We start from the raw sequence: 13,485 nt of genomic DNA, 5'->3' as shown, positions 1-13,485 counted from the left end.
TGGAGCCGCTGGTGTCAGCCCCGGGCGGCCGTCTCGCGGAGCATCGCGTCGACCTCGGGGTCCGGCAGGATCTCGCGGACCTCCTGTGCGCACCGGCACGCGGCGGCCATCTTGGCGGCCCACCTCAGTGCCTCCTCGCGGGTGGCCACGTCGACGATCGTGAGACCGCCGATGACCTCCTTGGTCTCCGGGAAGAGGCCGTCGGTGACCGTACCGTCGGGGGCCACGACGCTCGCCTGCTGCCGTTCCAGGCCGCCGCCGTACACCCACACGCCGGCGGCCACAGCCTCCTGGCTCACCGCGTGCGCGGCCTTGCCCACGTCGGGGAGGTCCTCGGCGGGGATGTGGTCCATCGCGCCGTCGTCGAACGAGATCAGGTACCGCGGCATCGCATGACTCCCTTGTTCCGGCGGCGCCCTTCGGCCGCCCCTCGCCTGGTCTACGAACGGCTCGTCGCAGATTCGACGGAGCGCCGGAAGAATTCTTACCCGGACCGTCGTCTCCCGGGTCGGTGCCGAGCCGACACCGTCCGGACCCCGCACGGCAGGGCCCGGACGGAGGTGGGCGCCCTACCGCTAGAACCCGCCCCACGGGCGGGCGGAGCACTTCCACGTCTTCCCGTCATCCTGCGAGACGCAGACCGCGAGGAACTTCCCGAGGATGGGAAGGGTGAAGGTGAAGATGTGGGCCTTGGTCTTCGCGTACGGCACGCCGGACTTCCCGGCGATGTCGGCCAACGCCCATTCCGGGTCCGGCCGGTCCAGCGTCGCCACCCGGCGCAGCGACGGGACGTCCCCGCCGTCCAGAAGGGTCTGGATCTCGTCCGCCGACGGCTCACCGTCACCGGTCAGGGTCTGCACCGTGGACGGTCCGTCGACCGCCACACCGTTGACCTTCTCGAAGGCCGCCTTCGTGCCACCCACAGTGGTCTCGCCGGCCAGGTCGAGGGTGAAGGTCTGTTCGCCTCCCCGGCTCGCCAGGAGGCATTCCCAGACGGACTTGCCGCTGGCGACGCACATGGTCAGGCACCAGTTCCGGCCACCGGGCACCGACGAGGCGAAGATCAGTGCCGTCGCCGTCCCGCTGTCACCTCTGCCGTCGTACGTGCCGTCGGCGAGGTCGGCCATGGTCGTGCCGAGGATGTCCCGGCCGCCCGGCATCGTGCCGACGACCGTGACGCCGTCGACCTCCCTGCCGGCGACGAGCGCTTCGAGCTGGTCGTCGGTGAGGTTCCGCCCGCCGGTGTCGACGGCCAGCACCGTGTCCAGGTCGCCGACGGGCCGACCGGTCAGGTCCTCGATCTGGTGGAGCATCGTTCCCGGAGCACCGGGGTGGTCGGTGACCGTCGTGCGGGCCTCGTCCTTGGCCGCGTACGACGGGGCGTACGAGGCGGTCAGCCCGACGATCAGGGCGGTCGTGACGATGGTGGCGCGCCTGGTGATGGTCCGCAGAGCTGTCATCGTGTCCTCATTCCGCTGTCTCGGTGATCGCTGTCGGCCGGGCTACCAGCGACACGTGACCAGGTCGCCCACTGTGTTCGGGGAACCCCACTCGCAGTGGTCGTCGATCCACTCACCGACATCGCTGATCGTGTCGACGATCCAGGCGAACACCGACTTGATCGCGCCCCAGAGGCTGAAGTAGACGACGGTCGTCTCCGGTGTGCCGCCGACCTCGTCGACGACGTCCTTCGTCGACATGGCGGGATCCGGCTTGTCGAGGGTGCCGAGCACGCGTACACCGGTGTCGTCCTTGCCGGCCAGCAACGCCGCGACCTGCTCCGGGGTCCGCTCCTTGCCGTCGTCGACAGCCACGACCGCGCGGTCGATCAGCACCTCCCGGCTGCCGCTGACGGCTCGGGCGATGCCGGCGATCTCGCCCAGCGTGAGGTCGTTCCCGAGCGCGGGGCCGGTGAACCGCCGAACCGAGACGGCACCGGACGGGTTGATCTGGATCTCGACGGCGGTGATCAGGTCGTCCGGCCCGAACGGATCCCAGGCGAACGTCCACCGCCCGCCGAGGCAGCGGAACACGCCGTGCGCCCGGCCCTCGGGCTCGGTCTCGGTGCGGTCGATCCCACCGCGTTCGTCGACGTACCGGACCACACAGTCGGTGCCCTTGCGCGGCGGCCTGTCGGCCTGGGCCACGGCAGCGGAGGACACGGTCAGCACCATCGCGCCGACCACCCCGACCACCGCGAGGCAGCGTGCCAAGCGACTCATCGAACACTCCATTCCTGGCGTAGGAAACTGGTGCCCGAAGGGTGCCGGCGCCCGCTGAAACGGCCCGGAAAGCCCGCTGAAAGCGGGTACGTCAGTGGAGTCGGGCGGCGTCGAGCTGGTCGAGGTCGACGCGGATCGCCTCGGCGTCGGCATCGCCGAGGTCGTCGAGGATGGCCAGGGCCCGACGCCACGCGGCACGGGCGGCGTCGACGTCGGCGAGGGCCCGGTGGCTGCGACCGAGATTGGCGTACGTCCCGGCTTCGGCGTACCGGTCCTGGACCTGCGTGAAGAGGTCGAGGGCCTGCTCGTAGCAGGCAACCGCCCGCCGGTCGTCCCCGAGCTGGTGATGGGCGTGGCCGAGGCTGTCCCAGGTGTCGGCCTGCCCCTGGACGTCGTCCACCTCCCGCAGCATCCCCAGCGCCGCACCGCACGACTCCAGGGCGCGGTGGTAGTTGCCGAGCAACGCCTCCTGCCAACCGACCGCGTTGAGGGTGTACCCCTGCCCGGCCCGGTTGTCGGTCCCCCGGAACAGGGTCAGCGCCCGCCGGGAGTGGGTGAGCGCCTGCTGGTACCGCCCCTGGCGCTCCGCGAGCTGACCGAGGTTCAAGCACGTGTGTGCCCGCCCGGCGTCGTCGCCGACGGCGGTGAACAGGTCGAACGCCCGCCGCAGATGGTCGTCGGCCTCGTCGTAGCGGCGGAGCCGGGAACAGGCGAGCCCGAGACTGCGGTGCGCGTGGCCCTGCCCGGCCTGGTCCCCGATGCGGGACGCGGCGGCGAGAGCGATCCGCTGCGTGCCGAGCCAGTCCTGCCAGTGCCCCTGCCGGTGCAGGAAGCCGGCCATGGTCCAGGCAAGCCGCCAGGTGTGACCCTCGAAACCGGACCGCGCCGCGAGCGGCACGGCGGCGAGCAGGACCGGGAGTTCGGCGGTGAACCACGCCGTGGCGGCCGCCTTGCTCCGGGGTCGTTCCGGCGTCACGCCCTCCCTCGGCGGCGCGAGGCTGATCTCGCTGAAGTGCGGGTGCAGCACGAGGTCGGCGGCGTGGGCGGTGTGCAGGCAGTGGTCGAGCAGCCGGTGGACGGCGGCAGCACGTTCGGCCGGTGGTTCGGCCTCGTCGGCGAGGCCGGCGGCGTACGCGCGCAGCAGGTCGTGGAACGCGTACCGCCCGTAGGTGTGCTCGGTGAAGAGGTTCGCCCGGGTCAGTTCGGTGAGCACCGGACCACTCGCCGGCGGGGCGACGCCGGCCAGGCTGGCCACGGCCGGGGCGGAGACGTCCGGCCCGGGGTGCAGGCTCAGCAGCCGGAACAGCCGGGCGGCGGGTGGGCTGAGCGTCCGGCACGACCAGGAGAACACGGCCCGGACATTGGTGGTCTCGTCTCCCCCGTCGAAGGCGTCCAGGTTGCTCACCTCGCCGGCGACGCCGGCCAGGTTGCTCAGCTCGCCGGCGACAGCGGCCAACGAGAAGTGCCGGTTGGTGGCGGCTCTGGCCGCGACGACGGCCAGGGCGATGGGCAGCCGCGCGCACCGGTCGGCGATGTCGTCCGCCGCGGCGGGTTCGGCGGCGACCTGGCGCTCCCCGAGTCGACGGACCAGCAGGTCGCGGGCTTCGCCGGGGCTCAGCAGGTCGAGGGGCACCGGCTGGGCGCTCTCGGTGACGACCAGCGGGACGAGCTGGTTGCGGCTGGTCACGATCGCGAGGCAGTCCGGTGAACCGGGCAGCAGCGGCCGGACCTGTTCCGCGTCGCGCGCGTTGTCCAGCACGACGAGCAGACGCCGGCCCGCGACCGTCGTGCGGTACAGGCTCACCATCGCGTCTGGGTCGCTCGGCATCCGGGCGGCCGGCACGCCGAGCGCCTCCAGGAACCCGTGCAGCGCCCGCGCCGGCGCGGTCGGTGCGGCCCCCGGGTCGAAGCCACGCAGGTTCACGTAGAGCTGGCCGTCCGGGAAATGCTCGGCCGCACGGTGCGCCCAGTGCACGGCGAGGGCGGTCTTGCCCACCCCCGCGGTACCGGAGATCACGACGGCGCCACCCCGGTCGACGAGCGCGTCGAGGGCGGCCAGTTCCGCGTCGCGTCCGGTGAACGTCGGCACGGGAGGAGGCAGCTGCGCCGCCACCGGCACCTGGGGCGGCGCGGTCGGGGCGGGCGCGGCGATCGCGGTGTCCTGGCGCAGGATGGCGCACTCCAGGTCGCGCAGCCGCGGACTTGGGTCGATCCCGAGGTTGTCCCGGAGCGTGTCGCGCAGCCGCCGGTACGTGGCGACCGCCTCCCCCTGGCGGCCGTCGCGGTACAGGGCGAGCATCAACTGCGCGTGCAGCTGCTCGTCGAACGGGTGCTCCCGGACGAGCCGTTCCAACCCGGGGACGAGCCGGGCGTGCTCGCCGACGGACAGCCGGGCCTCGACGAGCGCCCGTTCGGCCTCCAACCGCAGACGGGCCAGGTGTTCCGCCTGCTCCTCGAGCCAGGGCGACCCGGCCACGTCGGCCAGCGGCGGTCCGCGCCACAGCGCCACCGCCGCGGTCAGCTGCGCCACCCGCTCGTGACGGTCGCTCGTCCGGCGGGCCCGGTCGAGGAGACGCTCGGCGGCCTGCACATCGGTGGACTCCGGCCCGGTGTCCAGCAGGTAACCGGGCTGGCGCGCCACGATCGAGCCAGGCTCGCCGAGCACTCCACGCAGGTAGGAGACGTGGCGTTGCAACGTGTTCGCGGCGGTGGCCGGCAGGTCGTCGCCCCAGACCACGTCGATCAGCCGGTCGACGCTCACCACCCGGCCCGCGTGCAGCGCCAACGTCGCCAGCACCGCCCTGCGGCGCAGGCCGTTGACCGCCTGCGGACCGTCGGCGACGACCACCTCCACCGGCCCGAGCAGCCGGACCCGTACGCCCGTGCCAGCCGTCGAGGTCACCGGATCAGGCTAGTTCCGGAGCCCGGCCCGCTCGATCCGTTCGTCGCGCAATGGACACGATCGACGGCTGACCTGGCTCGTCAACCGGTGTACTTGCCGTTGCGGGTGTCGCCCCACGTCCCGTCGTAGTGCACCTTGCGGTAACGGTGCACCGACCCCTTCTTGACCGCCTGCCAGTGGGCGTACGCCACCTCGTAGTCGTGGTGCTTGTAGTAGTCACCGAACGACTTGTAGTAGATCCGGTGCCGGGCGTACCCGCCGCAGTTGGCGAGGTAGCTGTAGGCGTACATCTTCATGCCGCCGAAGTCGGAGGCGTAGTACGTCCTGGCCGGGTGCCACACCGACGACGGATTCGGGTACCCGGGGAATTCGGCCCAGTTGTACGAGTTCCAGTACAGGTCCCAGCAGGTCATCGTCGCCGCTGTGGACATTCCACTCGACGTCGGCGCGACGAGGTCGTCGACGACGACCGGGGACGCCACGATGGTCCGGTAGGCCAGCTCCGGTGGGGTCGGCGTGCCGGCCGGCGGTTCCGACAGCAGCACCCTGGGCACCGGCACCGACCTGGGCGTGATGCTCAGGTACGTCTGCAACATGCTCTGCTTGTCGTCGTACGCCAGGGGCGCGTTGCGGCCCATCTCACCGTCCTGACGAAGGCCCCAGTCGCCGGACAGCTCGTCGCGGGAGAACACCACCCGCACACCGTTGCGGTAGCCCAGCTTCGCCAGCTCGACGTCACGGTCCACCGGCTCCTCGTCGTACACCGCTGGGGCCGCCCCGCCGGCGGCGCTCGCCGGCGTGGCGTTCCCCACGGCCAGCGTCGGCAGGACGACCAGCAGCGCGAGCAGCGCGCGTCCCGACAGCACTCGTGCCATCACAACTCCTCACCCGATCGATGGTGAGACGCGGACCCGGACGGTTCGCGCCTCGGCGTGTCCGGGACATCCTTCGAGGCGAGGTTCAGAGCGTCGTCAAGGTGGCGTCAAAAGCGCCGGGCTTTCGGTGTCGTAACGGCGACGCTCCCGTATGCGTGGCCGCCGGAGCGGCGCCCAATGGAACGATGAACGCCCCGACGGATCGCGAATGGAGCCGGCGGTGCACGGTCGTGGTCGCCGCGGCCGGCTACGGCAAGACCGTCGCCGTGCGAGGCTGGCTGGGCGACCGCCCGGTGCGGTGGTGCGACGGCCCGGATGTGGCCGCCCTGGCGACGACGGGCCCGGAGTGGCTCACCTCCATCGGCGACCGATCCGCGACCGACCTGCCCGCCGACGAACCGGGCTGGCTCATCCTCGACGACGTGCCGCGACTCTCCCGCCGACGGCTACAGTCCCTGCTGGACACCCTCGAACAGCTGCCCCCGCACCTCAGGGTCGTCCTGGTGACCCGTCACCCGCCGACACTGCCCCAGCGGCAGTCGGGGCTGCTCGCCGAGCACGGTCCGACGGATCTCCGGCTCTCGCTCGACCAGGTAACCTCCGTCCTCGCCGCCGACCACAGCCCCACCGACCCGGCGCTCGCGGCCCGGATCCACGCCGCGACCGGTGGCTGGCCGGCACTGGTCACCCTGGCCGCCCGCACGGCCGCTGCCGCCGGCCCGAACCGGCACGACCCGACCGAGCCCGGAACGCTCCTGGAGTCCTACCTGGTGCGGGAGGTGTTCGCGGAGCTGCCGCCGGAAGTCCACCGACTGCTGCGGGACGCGGCGCACCTCGACCCGATCCACCCCGACCTGGCCGGCGTCCTCGGGCACCGGCACGGTGGTCGTCAAGTCGACCACCTGGCCCGCGCCGGCATTCTCGTCCCGGTGACGGCGGGCGGGCACACGTACCGGATGGTGCCGGTCGTGGCCGGCGTCGCCCGCCGCCGTCTGCCCCTGGGCGCGGCGGCGACGCAACACCTGCACGCGAGAGCAGCAGCCTGGTACGCGGAGCACGGGCACCTCGTCCCGGCCCTCCGGTCGTACGGCAGATCCGGTGTCGCCGAGGCGGCGGCGCCGGTCCTCGACGGCCACGGCGCGGAGCTGATCGCCTCGGGCGGCGCCGAGGCCGTCGTCGACGCCTACCAGGCCCTACCCGAGCACGCCCGGTCCGACGCGCTGCGGCTGCTCTACGGCGAAGCGCTGCAGATGCGGGGCGACTTCGACGCCGCACTCGCCGTGTACGCCGCGTTGGACGCTCGACGGGAGGCCCTCCCGGCCGGACTCGCCTGGCAGTACGGCCTCGTGCACTACCTGCGTGGCGAACCGCAGACCGCGCTCGAGGTCTTCCAGCGCGGTCAGCTCGACCCGCACCCGTCCACCGACAACGTGCGGCTGCTCGCCTGGACCGCCTCGGCGCAGTGGACGACCGGGAACGCCGAGGCGTGCCGGGACAACGCCGAACGCGCCCTCGCGGCAGCGACAGCCGTCGGCGGCGACGCCGCACTCGCCGCCGCGCACACCGCGCTCGCCCTCGACGCCAAACTGCGCGGCGACCGGCCGGCCGCCGACGAGCACCACGAGAAGGCGCTGCGGGCCGCCGAGTCGGCGCGGGACACCATCCAGGTGACCCGGATCCGCGCCAACCGCGCGTCCGCCCTGGTCGGCGAGGGCCAGTACCTCGAAGCGCTGGCCGAGGTGCGACCCGCTGTGGAGTTGGCGCACCGCAACGGGCACGCCGCGATGCTCGCGTTGGCGCTCTGCAACGAGGGCGCGGCCTACTTCCGCCTCGGTCAGCTCGCCGAGGCCATCGAGTGCTACGAACGCGCCGTGCCGTTGCTGCAGCGCATGGGCTCGCGCAAGGTGGCGTACCCCCTGGTGGGCATCGGCGACGTGCACGCCCTGCGGGGCCGCGCCACCCTGGCCCGCGCGGCGTACGAGGAGGCGCTGCGCGCCAGCGAGCCCGTCGACGACCACCAGATCCAGGTGCCGGCGCTCGCCGGACTGGCCCGGGTGCTGGCCAGCGAGGACGGCGCTGCGGCGTTCACCCTGGCCCAACGCGCCGTCGAGCTGGAACGCGGCCCCGACTCGGCGACCGCCCGACTCGCGCTCGGCTGGGTGGCGCTGGAGATCGGCGACCACGAGCGGGCCGCCACGGTGGCGCTGATGGCGTCCACCGCCGCCCGGCTGCACCGGGACCGCGCGGCGCTCGCCGAGGCGTTGGAGCTTCGCGGGGCCGCCGCCGTCGACGTCGACGACACCCGCCAAGCCTGGCGGGAGGCCGCGGCGACGCTGCGCGACATCAGGTCCGCCGTGGCCGCGGACCGACTCGCGGTGCTGCTCAGCCGGCTGCCCGGCGCCGATCCCCAGGAACGCGTCGACGCTCTCCTCGCCACCGAGCGGCTGACCGCTGCCGGCGTACCGCCGCCGACGCTCCGCCGGCACGGCCCGTGCCGCGTCGCACAGGTCACCGTCCGCACCCTCGGACGCTTCGAGGTGTACGTGGACGGCGCGCAGGTGCTGGCCACCGCCTGGCAGTCCCGCAAGGCACGGGACCTGCTGCGGATCCTCGCCTCCCGGCGGGGTCGCGCGGTGCCCCGGGAGCAGCTCGGCGAGATGCTCTGGCCCGCCCAGGACCCGGAGCGGGTCGGTCACCGGCTGTCCGTGGCCCTGTCCACCCTCCGCGGTGTCCTCGACCCGGAGCGCCGTACGTCGACCGACCACTTCGTCATCGCCGCGCATCCCAGCCTGGCGCTCGACGTCGATCACGTCGAGCTGGATGTCGAGGAGTTCCTCACCGAAGCCGCACACGGCTTCCGGCTGGCGGAGCACGGTGAGACCGACGACGCACGCGCCACGCTCCTGCTCGCCGAGCAGCGCTACCGGGGCGACTTCCTGGAGGACGAGCCGTACGACGACTGGTCCCGTCCGACCCGCGAGGAGGCACGTCGGGTCTACCTGCGCGTCGTCCGCAAGCTGGCCGCGCTGGCCCCCGGCGTCGACGAGACCGTCCGCCACCTCGGCCGCGCCCTCGAACTGGAGCCCTACGACGAGGGTGTGCACGGCGAGTTCGTCCGGACGTTGACGGCTGCGGGCCGGCACGGCGAGGCCGCCCAGGCGTACCGACGCTACGTGGAGGCGATGTCCTCGATCGGCGTACCGGCGCGGTCGCGAGGCGAGCTGTGGGGCACCGTCGACACCACCAATACCCCCCAGGGGTAGCCTAGGCGGTACGGATGCGGGAACGGGTGTTTCTCGTCGTCGGCTACGACGGGGCAGAACTGCGCGACATCGCCTGCGTCACGGCGGGGCCCTGAACGCGGGATCCGCGCTGCGTGATCCACTCGGGTTCCTGGAAGTCGGGCCACCATCCGCGCATCGATACCGCAGCTTCACGGAACCCGAGTCGATCAGACCCTCGGTGACGACGAAGGTGGTCGCCCGGCCGGGGCTGGCTGACGGCCAGTCAGCCGGTCTCCCGTGCCAGGCGGTACAGGGGCATGAGCCAGCAGGTCTTCGCCGACCGGATCCGCAAGTCGAAGAGCTGGGTGGACAAGGTCGAGCGCGGCGTCCGCACCCTCGATCGACTCTCGGTGATCGAGACGGTCGCCGGGGCCCTCGGTGTCGCCCCCGACGTCCTGCTTGCCGACAGCGCGCCACGCGAGCAGGCCGCCGACACCGGCGGCGACGTGGAACGGGTCCGCGCGGCCCTCGCTCGCTACGACATGCCCGGCTCCGGCAACGACGACCGACCAACGCCGTCGATGGCCCAGCTCGACAACCAGGTGGGGTACGCGTGGACGGCGTACCGCCACGGTCGTCACCAGGCACGGAAGCGCCACCAGCGGTAACGCCTGGCACCTGCTCCCCGCCGAACATCGGGCAGCCCACCTGATCGACATCGCCCACGCTCACCTCGACAGTGGAGACGCAGGCGCTGCCGGCCGGGCCCTGGTCACCGCCGATCGCATCGCACCTGCGGAGACACGGATCCGCCCCGCCGCCCGGGAAGCGCTGACCTCCGTGCTCCGTGCCGGACCAACGGCGGCCGACGTGGTCCGCCTGGCCGGCACCATCGGACTGGCCCGGCAATAGGTGCTCAGGACGTCAGCTCGCCGTGCCGGGCCATACCGTTACGCGGATCTTCCACCCGCCACTGATGGGTTCGACGAATTCGACGAAGGCGACATGCAGGTCACCTCGCGTGCGGACGCAGTACCGGCTCCCCTTGATGTATCTGGAGTCGGTCGTCGCGAAGCTGCCGAGCAACGAAAGGCAGTCCTGCCGTTGCGGTGCGCCGGACCGATCCCACCTCGCCAGGCCCGACCAGGCTGGGTAGCTGCGTATCGAGTTGCCGCCGTCGTAGATGTCGATGCTCGGATCCGGGCCCGTGGCGACCGTCGCTGGGTCCGCGTCGAGGTCGACACCGTTGTTGTTGAACAGCAGCTCGTAGGGGCCCACGGCGGTGCTCTGCACCGAATCGACATGCGTCGGTGTTGTCGGGGCAACAGCCGGGCCCGCCGAACTGGGCGCGGCGCTGGGCGCAGCAGCACCTTGCGGACCGTTGGCTGCGCCGAAGCCGCCGACCTGATAGACGAAGGCTGCGACGCCAACGATCGCGGTGACCAGGCCCGCGATGGCGGTGAGCATGCCGACCATCGATTCCCAGAACGGTGCCCGCAGTCCGGAGCGCTGCCGCGGATCGCTCACACTCATCCTCCCGCCACGGGCCCTTCGCGCTGATCATCGCACGACCCGACCACTCGGCCCCGCCCGGCGACCGACGCCTTCGGCGCTCCCGGACATCGACAGTCGTAGGATGCCCGGCGTGGGATATTCGGTGTGGCCCTCCGGCCGTCTGCACCTACCGGAGTCGGATGACCTCGCGGCGGCCGCCGCCGCCAAGCTCGCCATGGCCGAACACGGTGGTTGGTACGAACCCGATGCGTCTCGGTCGGACGAAACACTCGTCGACCTGGCGTGCGAGGCACGAGCGTCCATCACCCGCGACGGCGACTGGATCGAGTTCGATCATGACGACGAGGGTGACCCCAAGTGGTCGAACCAGGCCACTGCCTTCTACGTCGCCATCGCGCCGTTCGTCCGTTCCGGAGTCGTCACCATCGAAGGCGAGGACGGCGCTCGCTGGTCCTACACCTATGCGGCTGGGCAGATGACTCAACAGGGCTGGAACGGTTGGGACGGATCCGTCGAGCCGTTCGGCACGTACGTCGATCACCCATAGGTGCCGCGGCCCTGGTCCCTTTCGGACCGCCTGGCACGTTGCACTTTCGTACGACCGCTCCTCGTGGTCGTTGCTGGCGGACCGGGCTGGATCGCCCCGGACCGCGGCTGCTGACCTGCGCTATCCCGAGTCGCGCTGACGTCGCCGCAGCAACACTGCTGACACCAGACTGCCCACACCGACGACCGCCCACGCTGCGGCAAATGCCCAACGCCACGGCGAGGGGTCTCCGATGGCCACGACCACCCACCCGGCGGCCAGGAAGAGCCAGATGCCTCCCATGACGAAACCCTGCTTCGGCGTCTTTGCTGTCTGCCACCACGGGTTTTTGGCTGGCTTCATATAGGCGATCTTCGCACCCATCACGGACCCGCGCCGCCCTGCCACCTACCGCGCCTCGGCGTGAAGCCATATCCACCGCGAGTCCGCAGATCGTGGAACGGACCTCGTCGGCCCACGGGGCAACCGACGCCCGATCGACACCTACGCCAAGCCCTGACCGGGCGGCGGGCGGTGCTGCTGCGGTCTCAGTGCGGACCTCTGCCCGGATGTCGATGCTGTTCGCCTGGTACGTCGACAGCATGGCTGAACAGGGGAAACTGTTGGTGGGCCGGAGGTACCACCATGCGAACCACACCGCCACGATCGCCGGTGACCCGCTACCGCTGACTTTGCCCAGCTCACGGGCGTCAGGCGGTGCCCGATGAACCCGGGCCGACCGACCGACCCGCCGGTGCGGTTCGCTGATGCGGAAGAGATCAACCCGTTCCAACTCCTTCTCGATCTTCATGACCATGCCGTTGCTGGGACGCCGGAATCCGGACTCGATGACGTCCTGGCGGAGCTGGCGTTGTCCGCTGCGGTGGTGTCCTGGTGGACTCGCTGGCAACCCTCGACGATCCACTCCGCTCTACGGGCGGGCGCGGACCTGACGGACATCGCGGAAGCGACCGGTCTCGACGCCGGCGACGTCGTCGACCGGTGGCGGCGATGGGCTGATGTCCAGACGCGGCTGGACATCAGCGGACGTCCGTCCGTGGACCCCGTCGAGGTTCAGGCCATCGAGCGACGGCTCGGGTCGGGAATGGTTCGATGATGCCGACCCGGCTTGCCCGAGACGTGAGCACGGTGGCGGTGGCCGGGATTGCTGCCTGGTCGTCGTGGAGTCACATGGTCGCCGTGGCGTTGAGGTTCGGTGAGCGTCCCGAGGTCGCCTACGTGCTGCCGCTGTCGGTCGACGGGATGCTGGTCGTCGCGTCGGCGGCCATGGTCGAGGACAAACGCGCCGGCCGGAGGGTCCGCTGGTCAGCCCGGACGGCGTTTGTGGTCGGGGTGGCCGCCAGCGTGGCGGCGAATATCGCCGCCGCCGAGCCAAGCCTCGGAGCGCGGATCGTGGCGGCGTGGCCGGCGGTAGCGTTACTGCTGGTCGTGGAGATGCTGACCAGATCCACCCCAGTCCTAGAGTTAGGATCTCAGCGGGATGATCTGGCCGCCGAGGACGGTCCCGCACGTCGGCGACAAGCGCTTACTGATGTCGAGCAAGCAACACCGTCCGCGTCGGAGATTGGCAAGCCGCCAGAGGGAGTCCAGCCGGTTCCTGTCGTCGAACGTTCGACGGCAGGTGGTGAACCAGCAGAGCCGCTGCGGCGTTCCGCCGGGACCACGCGGGATCGGCGTCGGGAATCCGGTAAGCGGACAGCAGACACTGTCGCCCGGCTACGCGCCGAACGTCCTGACGCAAGCCTGATCGAGGTTGCCTCCGCTGCCGGCGTATCACCACGTCACGTACGGCGCCTCATCGCCGACGAACTCGAAAGCACCCGGACCAACGGCGCATCCCATCCGATCAAGGAGCAGCAGTAGAAGGGGTGGGCTGCTCCGTCGACTGGGCATCGCGGCGGTCGATGGGCCCGTGGTGATAGACGGTACTCATCAACTCGGGGATGCGGTCGGTGTCGCTGCGGTCGATCGCCTTCTCGGCAACATCCAACTCGCGCAGGCGCTCGCAGTACCTCAGATACCGATGGACGACAGGGAGGACCAAGAGGAGGACGATGACCACCTGCCAGGGCGCGCCGGCCAGCGCGACGGCGCCCATGCCAGACGGTACGGCGAGGAGTTGCCAGGAGTCGATCTGGGTCATAGCGGGCCCTCCGTCGTCATGGAGGTAGAGTAACACCGCGCCGCTAACACCGTCAGA

The 13,485-nt window shown here is 71.4% G+C and carries 12 protein-coding genes; 5 read left to right on the top strand and 7 right to left on the bottom strand.

Features of this window, described 5'->3' with window-relative positions:
- Positions 1-14 precede the first annotated feature (14 nt).
- The 5 genes from GA0070612_RS13305 to GA0070612_RS13285 all read right to left on the bottom strand — a co-directional run bounded on the left by GA0070612_RS13305 (position 15) and on the right by GA0070612_RS13285 (position 5,999).
- Entirely contained in the window at positions 15-389 is a 375-nt protein-coding gene (locus GA0070612_RS13305; protein WP_088988178.1) for a YciI family protein, read from the bottom strand.
- A gap of 186 nt (positions 390-575) precedes the next feature.
- Positions 576-1,460: a hypothetical protein gene (locus GA0070612_RS13300; RefSeq protein ID WP_088988177.1), complete on the bottom strand. Its 885-nt coding sequence runs from the start codon at positions 1,458-1,460 to the stop codon at positions 576-578.
- 42 nt (positions 1,461-1,502) lie between these two features.
- Positions 1,503-2,222 carry a hypothetical protein gene (locus tag GA0070612_RS13295; RefSeq protein WP_157742470.1) on the bottom strand — a complete coding sequence of 240 codons (720 nt, stop codon included), beginning with the start codon at positions 2,220-2,222 and terminating at the stop codon, positions 1,503-1,505.
- Between the two features lie 91 nt (positions 2,223-2,313).
- Positions 2,314-5,124, bottom strand: coding sequence for an AfsR/SARP family transcriptional regulator (locus GA0070612_RS13290; protein WP_088988175.1), 2,811 nt, complete (start codon positions 5,122-5,124; stop codon positions 2,314-2,316).
- 80 nt (positions 5,125-5,204) lie between these two features.
- A complete protein-coding gene (locus GA0070612_RS13285) occupies positions 5,205-5,999 on the bottom strand; it encodes a hypothetical protein (RefSeq protein ID WP_157742469.1) in 795 nt (264 codons plus the stop codon).
- A 185-nt stretch (positions 6,000-6,184) separates the two neighbouring features.
- On the opposite strand from GA0070612_RS13285, the gene GA0070612_RS13280 reads away from it, so the two are divergent.
- On the top strand, positions 6,185-9,262 hold the full coding sequence (locus GA0070612_RS13280) for a tetratricopeptide repeat protein (RefSeq protein ID WP_167393622.1): 3,078 nt from the start codon (positions 6,185-6,187) through the stop codon (positions 9,260-9,262).
- Positions 9,263-9,540: 278 nt separating this feature from the next.
- Positions 9,541-9,891: a helix-turn-helix domain-containing protein gene (locus tag GA0070612_RS33025; protein ID WP_088988172.1), complete on the top strand. Its 351-nt coding sequence runs from the start codon at positions 9,541-9,543 to the stop codon at positions 9,889-9,891.
- A 256-nt stretch (positions 9,892-10,147) separates the two neighbouring features.
- Here GA0070612_RS33025 and GA0070612_RS13270 read toward each other — a convergent pair whose 3' ends face one another.
- On the bottom strand, positions 10,148-10,750 hold the full coding sequence (locus GA0070612_RS13270; RefSeq protein WP_088988171.1) for a hypothetical protein: 603 nt from the start codon (positions 10,748-10,750) through the stop codon (positions 10,148-10,150).
- Between the two features lie 118 nt (positions 10,751-10,868).
- On the opposite strand from GA0070612_RS13270, the gene GA0070612_RS13265 reads away from it, so the two are divergent.
- From GA0070612_RS13265 to GA0070612_RS13250, 3 genes are all read left to right on the top strand, one after another.
- On the top strand, positions 10,869-11,285 hold the full coding sequence (locus GA0070612_RS13265; protein WP_157742468.1) for a hypothetical protein: 417 nt from the start codon (positions 10,869-10,871) through the stop codon (positions 11,283-11,285).
- A gap of 703 nt (positions 11,286-11,988) precedes the next feature.
- Positions 11,989-12,381 carry a hypothetical protein gene (locus GA0070612_RS13255; protein ID WP_088988169.1) on the top strand — a complete coding sequence of 131 codons (393 nt, stop codon included), beginning with the start codon at positions 11,989-11,991 and terminating at the stop codon, positions 12,379-12,381.
- Positions 12,378-13,148, top strand: a complete 771-nt coding sequence (locus tag GA0070612_RS13250; RefSeq protein WP_088988168.1) for a DUF2637 domain-containing protein — start codon at positions 12,378-12,380, stop codon at positions 13,146-13,148. The genes GA0070612_RS13255 and GA0070612_RS13250 overlap by 4 nt, the downstream gene beginning before the upstream one ends.
- Here the strand turns inward: GA0070612_RS13250 and GA0070612_RS13245 are convergent.
- Entirely contained in the window at positions 13,132-13,428 is a 297-nt protein-coding gene (locus GA0070612_RS13245; protein ID WP_088988167.1) for a hypothetical protein, read from the bottom strand. The two genes, GA0070612_RS13250 and GA0070612_RS13245, sit on opposite strands and share 17 nt — an antisense overlap.
- Positions 13,429-13,485 lie beyond the last annotated feature (57 nt).

The sequence above is a fragment of the Micromonospora chokoriensis genome, from assembly GCF_900091505.1.
Taxonomy (GTDB): Bacteria; Actinomycetota; Actinomycetes; order Mycobacteriales; family Micromonosporaceae; genus Micromonospora; species Micromonospora chokoriensis.
Note: the sequence above shows the minus strand (reverse complement) of the source record. Positions and strands in the feature narration are given on the sequence as shown.